Below are 21,171 nucleotides of genomic sequence, written 5' to 3' on the forward strand. Positions count from 1 at the left end.
ACAGAACGGGAATATAACTACCAATACCACAGGAAAGGATGTTTTTTGACAGCAATGGAATTACTTACAAACTTCCCATTTTGGGCGGCTTTATTCGGTATCTTTTTCGCCCAGTTCATCAAAGTGCCCATTCAATTCATGGCAACAAAGAAAATCGACTGGTCACTGCTTACCTCTACCGGAGGAATGCCAAGCTCCCATTCCGCAGCCGTAACGGCATTATCGACTGGCATTGCCTTGGAAACCGGCCTGGACTCTCCTATTTTCGCTGTTTCCGCCATCTTTGCCATCATTACGATGTTCGATGCAACCGGTGTAAGGCGCCAGGCTGGGGAACAAGCCATTGTCCTGAACCAATTGGTTGGTGACTTTCAGAAATTCGTAGGAGAAGCAAAAGGCTGGCAGAAGAAACCGGAAGAAGTAAAACGGAAAGAACTGAAAGAACTGCTCGGCCACAAACCGATTGAAGTCTTCTTCGGCGGTCTATCCGGCATCCTGCTGACCTTAGTCATATACTACACGCTCTAACAAAGGGGGGAAACAAGATGAGAATTGTTTCAATCTGTCCCAGCAATACAGAAGTCGCAGACTATTTGGGCCTGTCATCTTCCCTGGTGGGGGTCGATGACTTCTCCGACTATCCCGAAGAAGTCAATGCCCTTCCAAGACTGGGACCTGACCTTAGCATTAATATGGATTTGGTCGAGGACCTTCAGCCTGACTTGATCCTGGCTTCCCTCAGTGTCCCCGGAATGGAAAAAAATATTAAGGAACTGCAAAAGCGGAACCTGCCCTATATCGTAACAGACCCGCAAAGCTTTGAAGATATTGCCGATGATTTACTGACAGTCGGAAAAGCCTGCGGGGTCGAAGCTGAGGCAATAGAAAAGCAAAAACAGTTCAGGGGCAAAATCAATCTTCTGAAAGAAGCAGCAGCCAAAACGGACTCAGCTCCCGAGCTGTATTGGGAATGGTGGCCAAAACCTGTTTTCACCCCGGGGAAGATAAACTGGCTGACAGAATTGAGTGTTCTGGCAGGTGCCAGGAATATCTACAGAGATGTGGAGCTTGCCAGTATCCAAACGGATTGGGAGGATGTCCTCACAAGAAATCCTGATTACATATGTCTTGCCTGGGTAGGCGTCAGGCGGGAAAAAGTCAATCCGGCTATCGTCAAAAAGCGTGCAGGATGGAATACTCTTAAGGCGGTGGCCGATGACCGAATTCTTGTACTCCAAGAGGAACTGTACTGCAGACCCTCGCCGCGGTTGCTCGACGGTGCTTTGAAGCTCGGTAAGATACTGCACCCCGGCCAATACGGTACCATTAAATTTTAGTACAAGGCTGTTTTCGCATAGATTGCTGCTTTCAGATATCCCCGGATGAGGCTGTTTCTCTCTTTACACTGAGGAAGCAGCTCTTTTCTTTCTTGATTCCAAGGAAAGTTTCTTACAGAATTCATATCAAATAACCGCAAAGTTTACTAATCGAGCCTAATACAAAAAGAGGAAGAGCCGCGGCCCTTCCTCTTTTTCATTACTCTTGGATTTTTCGAATGTACTGCTGTCTGAAAACCTGCATGCTCTCATTCTCATTAAGGGCTGTCAGCTCTTCTTCCGTCAGCTTTCCTGTTCCCTTTGTGACAACATAAACATCAAGGTCCTTCTTGCCCCATTTTTCGTACACTTCATCAACCGTATCGTAATATAAATCAAGCTTATGTCCTTTAATGGCACTTCCCGTATCCGCTACAACACCATATCCGTATCCTGGAATGAACAGAATTGTCCCGATTGGAAACACGTCAGGATCGGCAGCTACTGTTGAATACAAGTCTCTTTTTACCTTCACACCTGAATATGTAATACCGTAAGCCGGATCCCCCGGAAGCTTCCCTGTTGATTCGATTCCCGCTGTATACCCCGTGGCTGTTACCGTGGATTTAGGATACTGAGACCAATCAATGGCTTCTTCAAGCGGCCTTGGCTTTGCTACTACCGGTTCCGCAGCTGAAATTAGTGTGGTAAGGGTTTTTGCCCTTTTAAATAACTTTTCCCTCAAAGATAAAGTTTTATATGAATGCTCATTCAAAACGCTTTCTGCTTTTTCTGCGCCTTTTTGTTCTGACAGCCAGCCGGAAAAGGACTCGGCGTTGACTCCAGAAACCGATTGGAATGTGACTAGCAAAGCTGCTGAGAATAGTAGAGCCATGACCAGCCTCTTAGACCATTTTTTTAAAATATTCATGTAAGAATCACTCCTCCCATCACTATTACTTTCCCAAAAGAAAAGAATATATTCAGGAATTAGTTAAAAAGTCTAATAGTTTCAACTTTCTGAATAGGAAGGGGACTAAAAACAAGTGAAGAAAGACTCTTATTTGGGGAGGAAGTGATAGTGCTGAAGACATGTGATTGTCAGGTTTTTTAAGTCTGAATGGATAGACTACATACATTTTATTTGAAAGATTGGGTGTCTTATTGTCCGTTACCCCAGGTTGCGGGCCGGTATCTCGATTGAAGCGGCCTCTTATTGGTCCGTAAGACCAGCTTACGGGCCGTTATCTAAGCTAAAGAGGGATTTCATTTGCCCGCAAGTCAAGGTTGCACGCCTGTCATCTCGGCTATTGGGGGGTTACTATTCATTGCAGCAAAAATGGCTGTAAAAACAAAAAACCCTTTGCCTATGAGCAAAGAGTTTAAAAATCAAAACATTTGATAGCCTTTTTTTCTAAGTACCTTCATGGTGATTCCCGATACAATCGCACCGGCGAGTCCACAAGAAAGGATAAGCACATCAACCGCAGTTAGTGCTCCGAATTTTGTTCCTAATGCAGAAAATGATTCTCCTGCGTTTCTGAAATATTCTATGAATCTTACCTCGTCCACAATAAAAATGGTGATAAGAGGATAGATGACTGCCATAATCCATGTCATTCTCAGCAGCATGTTCAGCAAGAAACCGATGCCAAAGAACAAAACAAAAAATAGTAACATTGATATAATTACAACCGGAATTCCCATTTGCATTCCTGAAGCACCTCCATTGACACTAAAGTTTAGTGTACTCAATGTTTAATCCATCGTCAATAAACATTGGGACTAATTGAGGGTTCTTCACAAAATGAACATATTTTAGTGGCGGTTTTGAAGGTCTGTGTTAGTAAAGATTTTTAAAGATCAGTTGTTTCTACAGGGCACAGGGACTGATCGCTGGGTACTGACGTCTACCAGCCCTGCAGCAGGCCGCCAGCCTTCCAATTTTATAGAGCATCCTAAATAAACAAAAGGGCCAGCCAATGGCCAGCCCATACTATTGATAATCAGTGCACTTATTTATTATTTTTTACCGCTGCCGCTGCAGCATGGACATGTTTCAGAGCCGCCAAGAACGAGTTGGAAATACCCTTTACCTGAGCAATAATCACATTTCTTTGATGCTGTTTCAATCGCTGATCTCATCGTCCTTATCTCCCCTTTTCTCAAAAAGTTTTTAGTGATTTCTGATAATATAACACCGTTTGTTTTTTTAGAAAAGGGACAAAAACACGCGTGTACAGCCATGAAAGCGAATACATCATAATCTTACTCAAGTTATCTTAATATTTCATTAAATTTCAGAAAATTAAAAAATAGTTTATAGCTGGTATAGCCGAACTGTTTTCCGGGGTTTATAGGGTCTAATCCCGATTTTAACAGACTGAAATCATACTTGATCATCTCATGGATCATGACCGACGTTTCCTCACATTGCAGAAGCTCATCCTTAGTCTTCCATGCCACTTCGGAAATTTCATCTTCACATGGAACCGGCATTTGTGCTGGATCCTTTTGGTTCAAAAGAAACAACACCATGTTGTCGCTGATTTTGTCCTTAATCACACCGGATCGTATTCCTATGATTCCATTGACCGAGGTATCCAGCCCGGTTTCTTCTCTTACCTCACGCTGGGCTGCTTCCTCCAGAGTTTCCCCCTCATCCACAAATCCTGCCGGGAGGGACCACATGCCCTTCAACCCGCCATACTTTTTCTTGACCACCAGCCAGCGGCCGTCTTTATCAATGAGCAGGCCTGCAGCAGCAAGCCAGACGTTACCACGCTTCAATCTATTCTCCTCCAACCCCATAAAGGCTTTTTAATCTTATCCTCATACTAAAATGTCTTTCAGCTCAAAATCGTGATGTTTAGGTGCTAATCACCCTGCTACTTGATCCTGCTTCCATCTTTAGCAGGGTGTTTTTCACGAAATCACCTTGCTTCAACTACTCTTCACCCGCTTTAGCAGGGTGTTTTTCTCATAATCACCATGCTTCAGCTACTTGTCATCCACTTTAGCAGGGTGTTTTTCTCATAATCACCATGCTTCAGCTACTTAACACCCGTTCTAGCAGGGTGTTTTTCAACGAATCACCATGCTTCAACTACTCTTAACCCGCTTTAGCAGGGTGTTTTTCACCGAACCACCATGCTTCACCTGCTCTTCACCCGTTCTAGCAGGGTGTTTCTCAAGAAATCACCCTGCTTCACCTACTCTTCACTCCGACAGGATAATTCACATTAAATCTTCCTACAAAAAAAGCAGAACGAAATGAATCGCTCTGCTTGTGTTTATCGTTTAAAAGAACTTGAATTTACCTTTTTTCATGACAAGGCCTGCTCCGCCTACCATGTAAAGCGCACGGTTATCAACCATTTTCTTCATGAATGAAGCTTTGGTACCCATCAATTTCTTGCCGAATACAAGACCGATGGCATCGTCTTCACCCAGGGAACAAACGGTTCCCTTGATGTCCGGCTTGAATTGCTCAAGCGCATCATTGCCTTTAATCAGGGCAGCGATATTGCGCGCACAAGTTTCACCCTGCTGCATCGCGATTTGAGCAGTCGGCGGGTATGGACGGTCAACTTCTTCGTTGATCATCAATGAACAGTCACCAATGACGAAGATGTTGTCGTGACCCGGAGCTCGCAGATCTTTACCGACTTTAACGCGGGCTCTCATGTTTTCAATACCGGATTTCTCGATGACAGGGTTTCCGCGGACTCCCGCAGCCCATACGATTGTTCCAGCTTGAATTTCTTCCACTTCATCTTCACCTTTAGAGATGATGACAGAATTTGCAGTAGCTTCTTTAAGCGGAGTGCCGATGCGGAATTCCACACCTTTTTTCTCCAGCTTGGCGCGTGCATACTTCACAAGTTCCGGATCGAAACCAGGAAGGATCATTGGCGCGGCTTCCACACATACGATTCTCACTTTCTTGAAGTCCACATCGTATTCTTTGCAAAGCTCAGGGATACGGTTTCCTAGTTCTCCAAGGAATTCGATTCCTGTAAAGCCTGCACCGCCGACAACGATAGTCAAGCGCTCGTCTTTTTTGTCTTCTTCATTTCTATAAGTAGCAAATTGATATTCAATGTGTTCACGAAGCTGGCGTGCAGAATTGATGTTGGCAATCATGAAAGCATGCTCATGAAGACCTGTAATTCCGAATGTTTCCGATACAGCGCCTAGAGCGACTACCAGATAGTCATACTCCACTTCGCCTTCTGCTGTGATGACTTTCTTCGCATCCGTCTGGATATCTTCCACTGTCGTTTGAATGAAATTCACTTTGTGGCTGTCAATGACATCTTTGATATCATAACGCACTTTATCATGATGCAATGTTCCTGCGGAGGCCTCGTGCAGCCATGTTGTTTCGTAATGGTAATCGTTTTTGTTGATCAAAACGATATCCGCTTGGTCCTTACTGAATTGTTTTTGCAGTCGAGTCACTGTCATCAAACCGCCATAACCGGCACCTAATACAACTATTCTTGGCTTTCTCAACTAAATCACATCCACCTTTTTCTTAGAATTTACGATGAATAATAAGATTAGCATCCACCGCAGGCAAGATTTTTATTTGAAAAATAGTAAATAAAGAAAAATAATAAATAAGTATGTGACACATTTCACGATAATGAATAGAAAAAGAGTGAAAAATGTCATAAAATCTTAACATTATGCCCTACACTACATATTATTCTTTTTACCTTTTATTTTCAAGATATAACCCTAAAGAATTAAACTTGCGAAAATTTAGAAAATACGGCATTTCTCAGCTTTAAAGGCCATAGGCATGCAAGCGCATTCAATATAACTGATTATTCGCAATTTTAATACATATTTTGTGAAGAAGTGAGCTCATGTGGTAGAATAGATACTATATTGCAAAACAAACAGGAGGGAATTCATTTGAAAGAGGATCAAAAAGTATATGATATTACCATTATCGGTGGAGGTCCAACCGGACTGTTCACTGCTTTTTATGGCGGCATGAGGAAAGCAAGCGTCAAAATCATCGAGAGCCTGCCGCAGCTCGGTGGACAATTGTCTACCCTATATCCTGAAAAGTACATCTATGATGTTGCCGGCTTCCCTAAAGTAAAAGCCCAGGACCTTGTCAATAACCTCAAGGAGCAAATGGCGCAGTTCGAATCCACTGTCTGCCTTGAGCAAGCTGTGGAAAATGTCGAAAAACAGGCCGATGGTGTCTTCAAGTTAACGACTGATAAAGAAGTCCATTATTCCAGAACTATCATCATCACTGCAGGAAATGGTGCATTCCAGCCTAGAAGACTGGATTTAGAAGGCGCTTCTACATATGAAGGAAAAAATCTTCATTATTTCATAGATGATATGCAATATTTCGCAGGAAAGAAAGTCGTCATCTGCGGCGGCGGAGATTCTGCAGTCGATTGGGCATTGATGCTTGAGCCTATCGCTGAGAAAGTCACGCTTGTTCACCGCCGGGATAAATTCCGTGCCCATGAACACAGTGTAGATGAATTAAACAAATCATCTGTTGAAATCAAAACACCATTCGTTCCAACAGAAGTGATCGGCGACGATGAAAAAGTGAACCAGTTAGTGTTGGAAGAAGTCCGCGGAGATGCTAAAGAAGCACTGGACCTTGATGAATTAATCGTGAACTTCGGTTTTGTCTCTTCTCTTGGACCGATCAAGGATTGGGGCTTGAACATCGAAAAGAACTCCATTGTAGTGAATTCAAAAATGGAAACGAACATCCCTGGAATATACGCGGCAGGCGATGTTTCTACTTATGATGGAAAAGTTAAGCTGATTGCCAGCGGCTTCGGTGAAGCACCGACTGCTGTCAACAATGCGAAAGCTTACATGGATCCTGATGCACGCGTTCAGCCGCTGCACAGTACATCTTTGTTCAGCTAATTTAAAAAGCGGAAGCGCCACGTTTAGCCCCAACAGGCAAATGTTCTCTGGAGAAAAAAAACGGTCTTTCCTTTATTCTCCAGGGGTTATTTGACCCCGAGGGACTCGATTCAGAAACGCTCCCTAATTTTCAATCTCAAAGTTTTATACTTTATTAGCTCTTCAAATAGCTGGTACCCAAAGGCATTTGTCTACGGTATCAGCTTTTTTATATAGCTTTGAGAATAAAACAGCCTTATAGTGTGATTCTATATAGGGTATACAGTCGAGCGTTTATTAACAGCTGAGCGGGGTAGAACCATTAATAAGACTATTTAATTACAGAGGATGATTCTCATGAATGTATTAGTTATAGGAGCGAACGGGAAAACCGGACAATTGGTGATCTCCTCATTGGTCAATAGCAGCCAGCATCTCGCCACAGCCATGATTCGTAAAGCTGGGCAAATTGATGCAATGGAAGAACTTGGTGCCAAACCTCTCATCGGGGATCTGGAAGAAGACTTTTCCTATGTATTCGACGAAATGAACGCTGTTATTTTTGCTGCAGGGTCAGGCAGCTCAACCGGTCCTGACAAAACAACTGCCGTAGACGAACAGGGAGCGATCAAAGCAATCGATTTTGCGAAGGAAAAAGGACTTGACCGTTTTATTATGCTGAGCTCAATGGGTGCCGATACCCCTTCAATTGCACCGGATAGCATGGAGCATTATTTGAAAGCAAAAGGCCGTGCCGACCAGCACTTGCTTGAGAGCGGACTGAATTACACAATCGTCCGGCCAGGAGCTCTTGTTGACGGAGAAGGAACCGGAAAAATCATCGCGTCCCCTTCCATTCAAGACAAAAGCGGAAGCATTACCCGAGAAGATGTTGCCGAAGTGCTGACAGCCTGCCTGAATGAAAGGGAAACCTATCATAAAACCTTCGAAATTCTCAATGGAGATACACCTATCCAGGAAGCATTGAAAAGAGTATAAAAAAAGCCCCTTCCGAGAAAACATTCTGCTCGAAAGGGGCTTTATATGATGATGTTATTAACAATTCTCCGGCGTACCTGTATTCGTCGCAGTCCTGAACGACGATCCACACCCGCAATTTGCGATTGCGTTAGGATTATCGATGGTAAAACCGCCGCCCATCATGGATTGTTTGTAATCGATCTTAGTTCCATTCAAAATCGGAGCGTCCTGTTTATTTACGACAACTTTAATGCCTTCGAGCTCCAGTTGGATGTCATCTTCTGCTGGTTCGTGTTCAAATCCCATTCCATATGAAAGTCCGCTGCAGCCGCCTCCTTTAATCGATACACGAATGAATGCACCTTCCTCTTCATTCTGCTTCATCATATCCTTGATTTGCAAAGCTGCCGCTTCTGTGATCACTACTACCTCTGACATATAAATCACCTCCGTATAACGATTTACTAAATCTATCTTCTCACTATAGTTTATGACTGTTATGTCTTAAGTATATACTTTTTCACCCTTATCCTCAACCAATCTGCAAAATGGGCAAATTAACAACTTATAGTACTTTATACCTTTAATTTACGTTATAATATAAGCACAATGAACTATACGAGCGGAGGGTGAACAATGACTGAAATTACACCTTTTTATCAAAAAAACATAGAGTGCCTTGTCTGCAAAAACTCCTTTAAAAGCACCAAGATCCGCAGCCGCTTTATTAAACTGCGCTGCCATGAAACTGATTTCCGCCCTGTATATCAAGATGAGAAAATTAATCCCCTATTATATAATGTGAACGTTTGCCCGGAATGTGGATTTTCCTTCACAGATGATTTCAACAGGTATATTGTTCCTTCAGTAAGAACCGAAATACAGGAAAAATTGACGAACCATTGGACGAAACAGCATTATGGCGGAAGCAGGTCAACCCTGGAGGCGATTAACACTTACAAGCTCGCTATTCTGTCAGGTACGCTAAAGAGAGAAAAGAGCATCACAATGGCAGGTCTTTACCTCCGTACCGCCTGGCTGTACCGGTCTATTGGGAATGAAGAACAAGAAAACAGGTTCATGTCACTTGCCATGAACACCTACACCTCAGCCTATCTAAATGAAGATTTTACGGGCATGGGAATGTCAGAAACTAAAATTCTATATCTTATAGCAGAACTGCAATTAAGGCTGCAGAAATATCGCGAGGCTGCCTCTTATTTTTCTAAAGTACTCTCCAAACAGAAGAACTCTCTTGAACCCAGGATCGTTGAAATGGCCCGCGACCGCTGGCATGAGATGAGAGAGGATTACAGAAAAGCGACCTAGAGACAAGAAGAGCCGAATTCCGGCTCTTCATTCTCAATCATAAATACCAGGACAAAATGCCTCCAGCATGTTCCCATCAGGGTCATAAAACTTGAAGTGTCCTCTATGTGAAGGATTTTCTTCCACCTCTACATTATCCTCCTTCAATTCATTATAGAGATTCTCGCAGTGTTCCTTTGAGATTCCAAGTACAGGATGAGTCGTATTCTTTCCAGCTTGGGCACCCTGGCTTTCAATCAGGCATAAAACGGGAGTGCCGCTCTTCCCCTCATCGTAGGACGGCGAGCCGCAAAATGCCAATATGACAGTTGTGCCGTAATCCGCCGCAATGGTGAATCCCAGAAAATCCTGATACCATTTTGCTGCCTGATTGATATCTTTCACATATAAGTTTGTTTGCAGAAGCCCCGTAAAGTAAGCCATGGATCATAATCCCCTTTAATTAATTTTTTTGTCTTAACAATAGGTTCTTTGTATAAGAAATTTATATTTAGGTATTTTATAGTGAAAACATTGGCTTATTTCCTTAATATCATCCTACCACTGGGATGAATAGTGATGATAGATTGTGACAGAGAAAATCCCATAATGAGAATTTTTCTTGTTGTTTTCAAATGTTTTTTTCAATTCCTCCCCTTTTAAGTAGGGGGATTGGAGCGGAAAGCGTGCGACCTCCTGCGGAACTAGCGGGACGTCTAGTTCCAGCGCCCGCCCCGCGGAGTCGTGCGATTGGAGCGGAAATCCATTCCTTTTCAACAACCACATTATTTCCAAGAAATACCTTACAATAAAAAACAGGCAGAAGAAGACTTTCTCTCTCTGCCTGTTCGTTGTTGAGTACTAGATTTATGCGTTAAAACATCGGGTTTTCTTCTAAGAATTGATAGATATTTTCCACAAGCTCATCCGGGCTGTCTCCTGTTACCACATCACCGTTGACTAGCGCGAAGAAGGCTGAAGCGCATTTTCCGCAGTATCCTAAACAGCCATATTCGACCACGTCGAGATTAGGATCCCTTTCAAGAGCCTCAAGTGCCTTTTGTGCCCCGCTTGCAAGATTGCTAATGCAAAACTCAATGATTGGTTTCACTTTCTTCACCTCGCTATTGCTACAAAGATTATGCTACCTTTTTTCCGGTATAACGTCAATGAATAGTCATGGGCCATTGCCGCCTTTTTTTATCATTTCAGTATGGGTGGATAGGTTAAAAACAGCTCTTATATGTGAATAATTTGTCATAATTCTGTTGTGAAATATCTATTATTTCGATATACTTTTTAGTGATTGCGTTTAGTTATATAGAGAATTAGAAGAATAAATGCCTATTATTGAAAGTGCTTACTTAACCTGTCCCTCATTTCGATAGCTTTGCATCTCCCCGCATTTTGAAACAGCCGGGCTTTTCTGCATAGTGATAACGATAATGAGTTTCAACATTAAATGCTAAAAGGGGAAATTACTTTATGAAAAATTTAGTCCTGCTTGGAGGCGGATATGGGAATATGCGGGTGCTTCTACGCCTGCTGCCTAACCAGCTTCCTGATGATGTCTCCATCACCCTTATCGACCGTGTGCCTTATCACTGTTTAAAAACAGAATACTATGCCCTCGCTGCGGGAACCATCTCCGACCAGCATGTCCGTGTGGATTTCCCGGAACACTCCCGGCTGACTGTGAAATATGGTGACGTAACGAAAATCGATGCAGCGAATAAACTGGTTCACTTAAATGGAGAAGAAGCAGTCACATATGACGATCTTGTTATAGGATTAGGCTGTGAAGACAAATACCATGGTGTACCAGGCGCTGATGAATTCACTTACAGCATTCAATCTATTGAAAAATCCCGTAAAACATATGAGGCACTGTGCAATCTTCCTGCCGGTTCAGTCGTCGGCATTGTGGGCGCAGGCTTGAGTGGAATTGAATTGGCCAGTGAACTCCGTGAAAGCCGTTCGGACCTGGACATCAAACTTTTCGACCGCGGATCAAGAATCCTGGGCAGCTTCCCTGAAAGGTTAAGCTCCTATGTCCATAAATGGTTCGAGGAAAATAACGTGGACATCGTCAATAATTCCAGTATCACCAAAGTTGAACCGAATACCCTCTTCAACCATGAAGACAGCATCCACTGTGACGCCATCGTTTGGACTGCAGGCATACAGCCAAACAAAATAGTCCGCGAAATGGAAGTAGAGAAAGATAAGCAAGGCAGAGTCATACTGACGAAGTATCATAACATCCCTGAAAATGAACATGTCTATGTCGTCGGAGACTGTGCAAGCCTTTCACAGGCACCAAGCGCTCAGCTCGCTGAAGGACAAGCGGAGCAAATCGTCACGGTCCTCCTCAAACGCTGGAAAGGCGAAGAGCTGCCGGAAGAACTGCCGCGCATCAAACTGAAGGGAATCCTCGGTTCTCTTGGCAAGAAACACGGTTTCGGACTGGTGAACGAACGCTCCATTACCGGCCGTGTAGCCAGACTTCTGAAATCCGGAGTGCTCTGGATGTATAAATACCATAACGGTTGATATTGAAATAGGAAACCCAACGGCTTGTGCGCCGTTGGGTTTTTGTTTGAACTGATATTCAAGTTTCACTAAAAACATTAGTCCATACAGGATTTCTAAGTTTCCCTTAGTAAAATATTCATTAAACTATTTTTCAGCCACTTGGCTTTTGGAGAACTTTCATAACTAGTTCACCTGTAGAAAAGTGTGTATTTCGATTTGCCGCTAGCAACCGGATGTTACTTGCTGTCCGTTTCATCCTCGTCGATATTCTTACCCCATTCAAACCCGGCCTTACCCATATAATAAAGAACCGCTGCAGAAGATAAAATACCTAATAATGTTAAGGTAAGTCCCACTATGCCCCTCCTAAAAATAGCATTATCCTTATTTTAACATATTAAAGTATTTTGCCTTCCATATCCTGCAAAATAAAAACGCACTGAGAGCTTATCAGTGCGTTCTGGTTAACATTATTTTTATTGAGGCTCGATATCACCCAGCTCTATACCCGAATTTCTCCAGCTCGGCGAATATCGTTTTCAGTTTCGGGTTTCCTTCACCGACCACTTTACCCGATACCAAAACGACTGGATAAAACATATCTTCTTCAATGACTCGGGAGGCAAACTCCTTTAGCTCCTCTTCTTCAGGAGGATTGAATATATCAACATACTTGATTGTAAATGGCTGCTCAGGGAATTTTCGTGTGACCGCAGCATCCAGCCATTCATAGGTTTCCTTTGATGTCGGCAAATTGACACAGCTCGCACAGACTTTCTCTGCTCCGTAGACGATGATTTCCGCTTCTTTTCTTTCCATGACTACACCCCTTTATCTTCCTGCCTCTTATTTTACAGAACTTCCCCTTTAATCGTAAATCAAAAGTTTATGCTTATTATTGAGCGCATGCGAGATATGGTCAAAGTAATTTCAGCTTTCAATCCTTAAGTGAGGGAAAACGCGATAATCGCTTACACAAAATATCCCCAAACCAAAATTTAACACATGAATTCGGTTCAACGGATAGATTTTTTCTGCATATATTATTATAATAGAGAGTAAGGAAAGGAGTCGATTTTACATGACACAACAAGAATTAGTACCTCAAGTACAAGAGGTGTTAGATAAATTGCGTCCCTTCTTGCTTCGTGATGGCGGGGACTGTGAATTGGTCGATGTCGAGGATGGCATTGTAAAGCTTCGTCTTCTTGGTGCTTGCGGAAGCTGCCCGAGCTCAACAATCACATTGAAAGCCGGTATTGAGCGCGCGCTATTGGAAGAAGTTCCAGGAATCGTTGAAGTAGAACAAGTATTCTAATTAACATAAGGATGACCTGCATCTGCAGGTCATCCTTTTATTTGTAGATAAGAAAGTATTCAATTTCAGGTCGATAATTAGGGAGCGTTTCTGAATCCAGCTACAGCGCCCAACCCCTCGGGGCTGATCAGGGCGCTTCCGCATTTTTTATTTCCATTCTTTATTAACCAGTGTTTTCGGTATATCCCCTTCAAGAACAGCTTTGATATTGCTGACACAGAGCTCCATCATTTCCATTCTCGTTTCCACGGACGAGCTTCCGATATGCGGCAGTGCCACGACATTTTTTAACGACAGCAATGGGTGGTTCTCATCAATTGGTTCTTTTTCAAAAACATCCAGCCCTGCAGCGGCAATGTCTCCGTTCACGAGCGCATCGTATAATGCTTCCTCATTCACGATCGGCCCCCTGGCAGCATTGACGAAGATCGCGGATGATTTCATCCTGTTAAAGTGCTCTCTCTGCAGAAGACCTTTTGTTTCAGGTGTCAACGGGGCAAGGCAGACAACAAAGTCCGATTGGGACAGCAGATCATCAAGATCCGCATATTTTGCTCCAAGTGTCTCTTCTGCTTCGGGTTTTCTGGAGCGGTTATGATAAAGGATATTCATGTCAAAGCCTTTTGCTCGTTTCGCAAATGCCTCACCAATGCTTCCCATTCCGATGATTCCCACTGTTTTTTGATGGATGTCCATTCCTGCCATCAAAAGAGGTGACCAGCTTTTCCATTTGCCTTCCCTGACATAGCGGTCGGCCTCATTCAGACGACGCGCGGCCGCCATCATCAGGCCAAAAGTAAGATCTGCCGTTGTATCTGTGAGCACATCCGGTGTATTGCAGACCGCTGCGCCTTTTTCATTCGCGGCTTTCAAGTCGATGTTATCATACCCGACTGCCAGGTTCGCGACGACCTTCAAATTGGGAGCCTGTTCGAAAAGTTCCTTGTCAATGGAGTCGGACAGCATGGATAAAATCCCGGATGCTTTTTTTGCTTTTTCTAGTAATACTTCACGCGGAACAGAACTATTTTCCTCCTCCCACATTTGAACTTCATAGAGATTCTGAAGAGGCTTAAGAACTTGCTCAGGCAGCTTTCGTGTAACATATATATACGGCTTCATACTTTCAACCCCTGTTTCTTTTTTTCTATATTTTAGCAATACCCAGGGGTAAATGGAAAGCAACTTGTTTCATCCGAGCCAGGTCACTGAAGGAATCCCGTAGGACTTAACTGGCACTTCGGCAACTTGATAAAAACTGCCAAGGAACCTTTCATATTGCCGGGTTGTATTCAGATAACCCTGCAGCTTGTCTCCGAGCTGGAAGTGCTGCCCTTCCGATTCAGAAAGGTAGTAATTCTCAATTGTTTCAAAGTAGTGGAGCGGAAATAAGAGCCTTGCATATACCAGCCTCCATGAAAATGAAGACAATGGAGCTACTGTTTGATATTCACGAAAAAACTGGTGGATGTCTGGCTGATGGGTATTCTGTCGTTTAAAATACCGCTCACGGACACTTTCCGCTATGTCCCTTCCGCAATGATCAAATACCCAGTCAAAAGGATTGCGTATGCTGATTTCTCTTCCCCATACCCCTTCTAAAAACCGCTCATGGCAGACTGTACCTGAATCAGTGTACACAGGATTATCATCCATTTCAGTATCGACCAAATATTGCACGGCATTTTCAGCAAGCCCAAGATAATAGGGACAGCTGTCAATGAACATCCTCTCAAATTCATCTCCGGGATGGTTTTCAATGACTAATTGAAAGGCCTTCTCCATCTGTTCTATCCGTTTTTCCCATAGAGATTTCCATTGGCCGATCCTGCTGATGTGGCTGACCTTTTCTTCAATCGCAAGCCCCCTCTGGTGAAACTTCGCCAGCTTCCTGCCCAGCCTATCACTTGGATCGCCAGTATGGTATTCATTCTTCAGGACGGTAAAATCCTGTTGATTTTCCTCAACTAAGAATCTGCCTTCGGTTGTCGGTACAAATGAAGAAACATAGCGGTCGCCATATTTTTTCATATGCTCCGATATTTTATAGAGCTCCAACAGGGTATCCTGTTCCATATTCGTCACATTTACAATAGTATATATAGATCCGTCCGCCATATATCTCTGTTCTCTTCCGTCCGTGAATGACCGTTCCGGCTGAAGTCCATAATGCTTTGTTAATAGATCCTCCATCGATTTCTCCCCCAAATTTCCTTTTATACTATATATATGTAACCAAAAGGATCATTCATGATGGGAAAATGTGATTGGACAAATAAGTGATGGGTACTTCTAAAAATCCCTTCCGTATCATATGACTATAAATACACCCTGAATTTCCTGCATTTTTGCAGATTCATCACTATCCTGAAGAGATAAGGGCAATAATAACGGAATGAGCAGTATTTTGAATGGATAGGGTTCAACGAAAAAATTTCAGAAAAAGGTGACGTCGATGAAGGATAAAGAATCTAAAAAGTTATCAGAAGAAACGGCACGCAGATGGATGCATGAGCGCGGTGTCGAAATAGATGATATCGCTGAACTTGTCCTGTTCCTGCAAAAGAAGTACCATCCGAAATTAGGGATTGAAGAATGCCGTGATAATATTGAACGGGTATTATCCAAAAGGGAAGTACAGAACGCCATACTTACCGGCATCCAATTAGACCGGCTCGCCGAAAAAGGAATGCTGGAGGAGCCGCTGCAATCCATCATTGAAGTCGACGAAAGCCTGTACGGCGTCGATGAAATTCTCGCCTTCTCCATCGTGAATGTATATGGTTCCATCGGCTTCACGAATTACGGCTATATTGATAAGCAAAAACCAGGCATCCTGGAAAAACTAAATGATAAGTCATCAGACAAATGCCACACATTCCTTGATGACATCGTGGGGGCTATCGCTGCTGCAGCCTCTTCAAGGCTTGCGCACAGGTATGAGGAAGCTGAATAAGTACTTATTTTATTTGGGAAGGCTCTCCGCCTTCCTTTTTTGTTTGGCGGGATTTTATCGGATGGTCGAGGTACCCTTGGTTTGCTCTATGAGGGACACCTGAACACTAATTTCTTAGCTTTACTGGCCTTCACGCGATCCTCGAGGGACACCTGAACCCCGATTTCTTAGCTTTGCTGGCCTTCACATGCTCTACGAAGGACACCTGAACCCCGATTTCTTAGCTTTGCTGGCCTTCACTCGATTCACGAAGGAAACCTGAACCCCGATTTCTGAGCTTAGGTGTCCTTCACGAGAGACAATTCTGTGGTGCGGCAAAAAACTGAATTTTTAAACAAAAATAAAAGGAAGGCTCTCCGCCTCCCCTCACATTACTACTTTATACTTCCCATTCTTCTAAAGAATTGATAGTATAGGTCGGTTGTACTTCCTTATCCTGCAGAATCTCTTTTGTGGTTACACCAGTATGAACGAGAAGCGTGTCCAGTCCCGCATTGATTCCTGCCAGGATGTCGGTGTCATAATTGTCGCCGACCATCAGCGTCTTTTCTTTTGGCACCCCCAGCACTTCCTGGGCTTGTTCCATGATGATGGATTCTGGTTTACCGATGAATATCGGTTGTGTTTGAGTAGATACGGTGATGACTGATGTCAATGATCCATTTCCGGGAAGCAGTCCTCTTTCTGTGGGAATAGCGATATCCCCATTAGTGGAGATGAATGTCGCGCCGTTCCGCACACCCAGACAGGCCAATGCGAGCTTTTCATAATTGATTGAACGGTCGATTCCGACTACGACGAAGTCTGGTTTATCCTCCACAATACGGTGGCCGTTTTCTTCCAGTGCAGACCGGATGCCTTCTTCCCCAATGACATACGCAGTGGCTCCCTGCTTTTTTTCTGAAATGAATTTTGCAGTGGCCATTGATGTTGTAAATACTTGATGTGGCTCTGCCGGGATATCGAAGTCCCTTAATTTCTCAGCTACCTTCTCAGGGGTTGCCGATGAGTTATTGGTTACAAAAAGATAAGGCAGCCCTTTTTGAATCAGGCGGTTCACAAAATCTCCCGCTTCTTCAATTTTTTCTTTCCCTCTATACATCGTTCCGTCGAGATCGATTAAGTATCCTTGATAATTCTTCATAATTACCTCCAGCTTGCTCCATCTGAAAAAGAGCTCATTTATGTCTTGTTATGTTAGTTTCAGCTGATTTTATTTCAGAGTCTTCATACCTCAGTTCCTAAAAGCAGAAACAGGCCCCAGTTCATTTATCAAATATTCCCTTACACGTCCCGGGAATGATTGCAGTGATCCCATATGATTTGAAAATGTCTTCTCCACCGCTTCATGGTCGATTCTCGTATATTCCTGCACGATCATTTTGCGGTAAAGGATGACTTCTTTCAGGCCTGTTTCCATTTCTTTTGTGATGACTTTTTCGTCCAGTAGAATATCAATAATGTCCTCATAGCTGCCTGGATCCCTCATAATGAATCCATCGATCATCGCATTTCCAGTATCTAAGATAGATTCGATTAACGTGTGAGAAATGCGTTCCAGCGCAAGTTTTTCAAGTGGTGACTTCCATTGTTGTGACTGAGCTTGGAATAACTCCATTTGTTTTTCCATATATAACAAAATTTCTTCAATTTTTTCACGATCAACAAAATACATTCTACAGCACCTCGCCTATAATGACAGAACCTTCCGCAATCGCCATTGCTTTACCGTAAACCTCTTGCATAAATTGAATACACGGCCAAAAACACAACTCTTACGAAGACAGCCTCTGTCTAGTTTTCAACTTATAGTGTAACATATTCCTGCAAAATTCTGCTCCATAATACTACCAGCATGATATAGCGGCACCTCCATATACTAAAAAATATCGGAGGTGGCAAATATGCTGTTTAATAAGGAAAAACGCGCCCTTGATAAAGAAGAAGAAGTGTACTCGGATTTTTCCAACGTGGAAACCATGCGGAACTTCCTGGTACCCGAACAAACCCCTGAAGGTCCATACGGTGCTCCGAGGGGAAAATATACTCCTGTTGAGAATAAATCAACTCCATGGAAGGAAGGACAACGGTATTACAGTGCCTTCAATTATGAGTTTAAATCACTGCATCAGGACATCCCAAGGCAGGATCCCGGTTCCCATCCGGTCCATGCCGATCCCGACCAGAATGAGGAACCACCGTATACGGAAAATAAATAAACCAAAAGCCGGCATCCCACGATGGTTTGCCGGCTTCATCACTTTAAAGCGCTAAAAGGGACAGTCCCTCTTAGCGCTTTAACTTACTAAAGTCATTGTTTTGTTCTTTTTACAACAAAGTAAGGACATCCGAAATTGCAGTACTCATATAAATAATCCTTGATAGTGGTGATTTTGGTATCAAAGGTTGCTTTTTGGTTCTGATCATCAAAGAATCCTTTGAGGCGAAGCTGTCCATAACCCCAGTCACCAAGAATGTAATCATATTTATTCAGGATATCGCTGTAGCGTGTACGAAAGGCTTCTTCATTAAAGCCCTCGCGAAACTCCTCGATCACTTCGTAACACACATTATTAATGCATACCATCTAACATCACCTGCTTTCCTTAACTATCCCTTATCCGATGGATTAAATAACCTCTATTTTAAATTATAACTGATTGTCCATTAATTACTAAGAGAAAAATACAATTCTACTGGTCATTATAACAAATGAGGAGGTGTTTTATTTGAAGAAAAAAATGCTTGCAGCAGGAGTCATCGGCTTTTCACTATTAGGGGCAGGATGTGCGGATGATCTTGCTTCGGATGGCGATGAGATTTTCCATGACAGCGGCAACACCATAAATGTTGCCGAAGATGAGGAAATTTACAGGGAAGTTGAAAATTCAGAACATGCCCGTGGAGAGCAATTTGGCTATGTCAGGCATCAAAAGAGCCCTATTGCCGGGAGAACCATTTCCACAGAAGATATGTATACAATTGACCGCGAGAAAGTTGCGGACTATATCAGCAGGATGAGTGTCAGCCTTCCAAAAGTGGAAGACGCCTCAACCCTTGTGACAGATGAAGAAGTATTGATTGCCTATAAAACGGATGCCAAAGACAAAGACCTGCGGTTCCAGGTCGCGGACCAGGTCAAACTGTCTGGATTATCCGCCGTGCCGCGCTGGTACCACGTTTATGTCACAGACGATCCAAATTTAATGCAAAATGTTGAAAACCTTGCGTCCATGGATACAGATATGGCCAATGTCAACACAGCCATTGATGATACAATCAACCAAATGCTTCAAGCTTCTCCACAGGGAAGAGAAATTGATGCAGGCGAGAATGCCAATGGTGAAAGATATGATGAAATGGACGAAATGAATGAGGATGATGTACATCGCATCAACCGTGATAGACAAAAAAGATATGATCACACAGGACACGATTCAATACAATAAGCAATTAAGCTTGGTGTGGATAACTTGAGATATCCACAGAGCTTAAAGAATGAAAAGGACTGAATCCCGTTAAAGGATCAGTCCTTTTCAATGAATCATGCGTTTTGCGCTTCTGCTTCGCCCATTTCCTGTCTGGCTTTGGCAGCCGCATTAACTTGTTCATCTGCATGGTAAGAAGAACGCACAAGCGGGCCGGCTTCACAATGGCTGAACCCTTTTTCCATCGCAATCTTGCGAAGTTCCGCAAATTCGTCAGGATGGTAATACTTTTGAACCTTCAAATGCTTTTTCGATGGCTGCAGGTATTGACCGATAGCCATGATATCCACATTTGCCGATCTTAAATCATCCATCGTTTCAATGATCTCTTCTTTAGTTTCTCCAAGTCCGACCATGATACTCGACTTAGTCGGTATTTCTGGCTGAAGTTCCTTCGCGCGGGAAAGGAATTCAAGTGTACGATCATACGTTGCACGGGCTCTGACTCTCGGTGTCATGCGTCGAACCGTTTCAATATTATAGTTCATGATATCCGGTTTTGAGTCCATCAATGTTTTAATATTGTCGAAAACACCGCCCATATCTGAAGGAAGTACTTCAATGGTGGTGAATGGGTTTTTCCTGCGGATCGCTCTCACTGTTTCAGCAAACACAGCGGAACCCCCGTCTTTTAAATCATCACGTGCAACAGCCGTTATAACGACATGCTTCAGGTTCATTAACTGAACTGAATCTGCCACTCGTTCCGGTTCAGCCAGATCCAGCTCATTCGGAAGGCCTGTCTTAACAGCACAGAAACGGCATGCGCGTGTACAAATATCCCCAAGGATCATAAATGTTGCTGTACGTCTTGTTCCCCAGCATTCGTGAATATTAGGGCAGCGCGCCTCTTCACAAACTGTGTGAAGGTTTTGTTCGCGCATCATTTTTTTCAATCCCATATAATTATCGTTCGTGTTCAGCTTGATCTTCAGCCAATCAGGTTTGCGGATGTGCTCTTCTTTTTTACTCATAATTTCATCTCCATTCATTGAAGTCACTGTCTAAAGCAAACAGAGTGAAACGCTTTTTAAAGCGTATGCCTTGTATTTATGTAAAAAATATAGAAGTAAAACAACGTGTTCCTTTGTCACTTTATCACACTAAAATTGGTAAGACAAGCCTTCATTATCCCAATTACCATTAATTGATATTTATGAAAACCGCAGACTGTAACACAATAATGATAGGACTAAAAAGATGGAAATGGCCGAATTTCTTGAAGTAGCAAGCCGGTTCGGCGTTAATACAACCAGATTCCCAGCCATTTGACAATTCGTAAATCACGGTGGGCGAACAGCCCTGTTAATCAATCAGCCATAAGGAAAGGTGGATATATCAATTGTACAGAAAAATAGTCGCCCTTAT

Annotated in this window: 24 protein-coding genes and 1 pseudogene; 10 read left to right on the forward strand and 15 right to left on the reverse strand. The window is 43.1% G+C overall.

The window, feature by feature from the left end:
* The first annotated feature begins 54 nt into the window (after positions 1 to 54).
* The gene (locus tag B9Z54_RS01335) at positions 55 to 528 is read left to right on the forward strand and encodes a divergent PAP2 family protein (protein WP_113926796.1); all 474 of its coding nucleotides are present in this window, start codon (positions 55 to 57) and stop codon (positions 526 to 528) included.
* 17 nt (positions 529 to 545) lie between these two features.
* Positions 546 to 1,337, forward strand: a complete 792-nt coding sequence (locus B9Z54_RS01340; RefSeq protein ID WP_113926739.1) for a cobalamin-binding protein — start codon at positions 546 to 548, stop codon at positions 1,335 to 1,337.
* A 199-nt stretch (positions 1,338 to 1,536) separates the two neighbouring features.
* Here B9Z54_RS01340 and B9Z54_RS01345 read toward each other — a convergent pair whose 3' ends face one another.
* The 5 genes from B9Z54_RS01345 to B9Z54_RS01360 all read right to left on the reverse strand — a co-directional run bounded on the left by B9Z54_RS01345 (position 1,537) and on the right by B9Z54_RS01360 (position 5,834).
* A complete protein-coding gene (locus B9Z54_RS01345; protein ID WP_113926740.1) occupies positions 1,537 to 2,247 on the reverse strand; it encodes a 3D domain-containing protein in 711 nt (236 codons plus the stop codon).
* A 458-nt stretch (positions 2,248 to 2,705) separates the two neighbouring features.
* Positions 2,706 to 3,029: a YuiB family protein gene (locus B9Z54_RS01350; RefSeq protein ID WP_113926741.1), complete on the reverse strand. Its 324-nt coding sequence runs from the start codon at positions 3,027 to 3,029 to the stop codon at positions 2,706 to 2,708.
* A gap of 309 nt (positions 3,030 to 3,338) precedes the next feature.
* A complete protein-coding gene (locus B9Z54_RS26340) occupies positions 3,339 to 3,461 on the reverse strand; it encodes a YuiA family protein (RefSeq protein ID WP_162785043.1) in 123 nt (40 codons plus the stop codon).
* A 132-nt stretch (positions 3,462 to 3,593) separates the two neighbouring features.
* Entirely contained in the window at positions 3,594 to 4,127 is a 534-nt protein-coding gene (locus tag B9Z54_RS01355) for an NUDIX hydrolase (protein ID WP_113926742.1), read from the reverse strand.
* A 489-nt stretch (positions 4,128 to 4,616) separates the two neighbouring features.
* Complete coding sequence (locus B9Z54_RS01360; protein ID WP_113926743.1) at positions 4,617 to 5,834, reverse strand: NAD(P)/FAD-dependent oxidoreductase; 1,218 nt, start codon at positions 5,832 to 5,834, stop codon at positions 4,617 to 4,619.
* A 408-nt stretch (positions 5,835 to 6,242) separates the two neighbouring features.
* On the opposite strand from B9Z54_RS01360, the gene B9Z54_RS01365 reads away from it, so the two are divergent.
* Both B9Z54_RS01365 and B9Z54_RS01370 read left to right on the forward strand, forming a co-directional pair.
* The gene (locus B9Z54_RS01365) at positions 6,243 to 7,238 is read left to right on the forward strand and encodes an NAD(P)/FAD-dependent oxidoreductase (protein ID WP_113926744.1); all 996 of its coding nucleotides are present in this window, start codon (positions 6,243 to 6,245) and stop codon (positions 7,236 to 7,238) included.
* A 336-nt stretch (positions 7,239 to 7,574) separates the two neighbouring features.
* On the forward strand, positions 7,575 to 8,216 hold the full coding sequence (locus B9Z54_RS01370; RefSeq protein ID WP_205207646.1) for an SDR family oxidoreductase: 642 nt from the start codon (positions 7,575 to 7,577) through the stop codon (positions 8,214 to 8,216).
* A 57-nt stretch (positions 8,217 to 8,273) separates the two neighbouring features.
* Here B9Z54_RS01370 and B9Z54_RS01375 read toward each other — a convergent pair whose 3' ends face one another.
* Positions 8,274 to 8,636: a HesB/IscA family protein gene (locus B9Z54_RS01375; protein WP_113926746.1), complete on the reverse strand. Its 363-nt coding sequence runs from the start codon at positions 8,634 to 8,636 to the stop codon at positions 8,274 to 8,276.
* Positions 8,637 to 8,834: 198 nt separating this feature from the next.
* On the opposite strand from B9Z54_RS01375, the gene B9Z54_RS01380 reads away from it, so the two are divergent.
* Positions 8,835 to 9,527, forward strand: a complete 693-nt coding sequence (locus B9Z54_RS01380) for a DUF2225 domain-containing protein (protein WP_113926747.1) — start codon at positions 8,835 to 8,837, stop codon at positions 9,525 to 9,527.
* A gap of 33 nt (positions 9,528 to 9,560) precedes the next feature.
* Here the strand turns inward: B9Z54_RS01380 and B9Z54_RS01385 are convergent, their stop codons facing one another.
* Both B9Z54_RS01385 and B9Z54_RS01390 read right to left on the reverse strand, forming a co-directional pair.
* Entirely contained in the window at positions 9,561 to 9,950 is a 390-nt protein-coding gene (locus tag B9Z54_RS01385) for a VOC family protein (RefSeq protein WP_113926748.1), read from the reverse strand.
* A 430-nt stretch (positions 9,951 to 10,380) separates the two neighbouring features.
* Positions 10,381 to 10,617 carry a YuzB family protein gene (locus B9Z54_RS01390; protein ID WP_113926749.1) on the reverse strand — a complete coding sequence of 79 codons (237 nt, stop codon included), beginning with the start codon at positions 10,615 to 10,617 and terminating at the stop codon, positions 10,381 to 10,383.
* Positions 10,618 to 10,991: 374 nt separating this feature from the next.
* Between B9Z54_RS01390 and B9Z54_RS01395 the strand changes: the two genes are divergently transcribed.
* Positions 10,992 to 12,059, forward strand: coding sequence for an NAD(P)/FAD-dependent oxidoreductase (locus tag B9Z54_RS01395; protein WP_113926750.1), 1,068 nt, complete (start codon positions 10,992 to 10,994; stop codon positions 12,057 to 12,059).
* 474 nt (positions 12,060 to 12,533) lie between these two features.
* Here the strand turns inward: B9Z54_RS01395 and B9Z54_RS01400 are convergent, their stop codons facing one another.
* Positions 12,534 to 12,860: a YuzD family protein gene (locus B9Z54_RS01400; RefSeq protein WP_113926751.1), complete on the reverse strand. Its 327-nt coding sequence runs from the start codon at positions 12,858 to 12,860 to the stop codon at positions 12,534 to 12,536.
* Positions 12,861 to 13,046: 186 nt separating this feature from the next.
* Here B9Z54_RS01400 and B9Z54_RS01405 point away from each other — a divergent pair.
* Positions 13,047 to 13,359: pseudogene (locus B9Z54_RS01405) on the forward strand (NifU family protein).
* A 147-nt stretch (positions 13,360 to 13,506) separates the two neighbouring features.
* Here the strand turns inward: B9Z54_RS01405 and B9Z54_RS01410 are convergent.
* Together B9Z54_RS01410 and yutH are read right to left on the reverse strand one after the other, a co-directional pair.
* On the reverse strand, positions 13,507 to 14,481 hold the full coding sequence (locus B9Z54_RS01410; RefSeq protein WP_113926753.1) for a 2-hydroxyacid dehydrogenase: 975 nt from the start codon (positions 14,479 to 14,481) through the stop codon (positions 13,507 to 13,509).
* A 69-nt stretch (positions 14,482 to 14,550) separates the two neighbouring features.
* On the reverse strand, positions 14,551 to 15,552 hold the full coding sequence (gene yutH / locus B9Z54_RS01415; RefSeq protein WP_113926754.1) for a spore coat putative kinase YutH: 1,002 nt from the start codon (positions 15,550 to 15,552) through the stop codon (positions 14,551 to 14,553).
* Between the two features lie 262 nt (positions 15,553 to 15,814).
* On the opposite strand from yutH, the gene B9Z54_RS01420 reads away from it, so the two are divergent.
* Complete coding sequence (locus B9Z54_RS01420) at positions 15,815 to 16,315, forward strand: phosphatidylglycerophosphatase A family protein (RefSeq protein ID WP_113926755.1); 501 nt, start codon at positions 15,815 to 15,817, stop codon at positions 16,313 to 16,315.
* Positions 16,316 to 16,694: 379 nt separating this feature from the next.
* Here the strand turns inward: B9Z54_RS01420 and B9Z54_RS01425 are convergent, their stop codons facing one another.
* The gene (locus B9Z54_RS01425) at positions 16,695 to 17,459 is read right to left on the reverse strand and encodes a TIGR01457 family HAD-type hydrolase (RefSeq protein ID WP_113926756.1); all 765 of its coding nucleotides are present in this window, start codon (positions 17,457 to 17,459) and stop codon (positions 16,695 to 16,697) included.
* Between the two features lie 90 nt (positions 17,460 to 17,549).
* Positions 17,550 to 17,990 carry a DUF86 domain-containing protein gene (locus tag B9Z54_RS01430; RefSeq protein ID WP_113926757.1) on the reverse strand — a complete coding sequence of 147 codons (441 nt, stop codon included), beginning with the start codon at positions 17,988 to 17,990 and terminating at the stop codon, positions 17,550 to 17,552.
* A 229-nt stretch (positions 17,991 to 18,219) separates the two neighbouring features.
* Between B9Z54_RS01430 and B9Z54_RS01435 the strand changes: the two genes are divergently transcribed.
* Complete coding sequence (locus tag B9Z54_RS01435) at positions 18,220 to 18,534, forward strand: cytosolic protein (RefSeq protein ID WP_113926758.1); 315 nt, start codon at positions 18,220 to 18,222, stop codon at positions 18,532 to 18,534.
* Between the two features lie 92 nt (positions 18,535 to 18,626).
* On the opposite strand, the gene B9Z54_RS01440 is transcribed toward B9Z54_RS01435, so the two are convergent.
* Entirely contained in the window at positions 18,627 to 18,902 is a 276-nt protein-coding gene (locus B9Z54_RS01440; protein WP_113926759.1) for a YutD family protein, read from the reverse strand.
* A 133-nt stretch (positions 18,903 to 19,035) separates the two neighbouring features.
* Between B9Z54_RS01440 and B9Z54_RS01445 the strand changes: the two genes are divergently transcribed.
* Positions 19,036 to 19,764: a YhcN/YlaJ family sporulation lipoprotein gene (locus B9Z54_RS01445; protein WP_113926760.1), complete on the forward strand. Its 729-nt coding sequence runs from the start codon at positions 19,036 to 19,038 to the stop codon at positions 19,762 to 19,764.
* 95 nt (positions 19,765 to 19,859) lie between these two features.
* Here B9Z54_RS01445 and lipA read toward each other — a convergent pair whose 3' ends face one another.
* A complete protein-coding gene (gene lipA, locus B9Z54_RS01450; RefSeq protein ID WP_113926761.1) occupies positions 19,860 to 20,777 on the reverse strand; it encodes a lipoyl synthase in 918 nt (305 codons plus the stop codon).
* Positions 20,778 to 21,171: the final 394 nt, after the last annotated feature.

The organism is Bacillus sp. P14.5, assembly GCF_003316765.1.
Taxonomy (GTDB): Bacteria; Bacillota; Bacilli; order Bacillales; family Bacillaceae_B; genus Rossellomorea.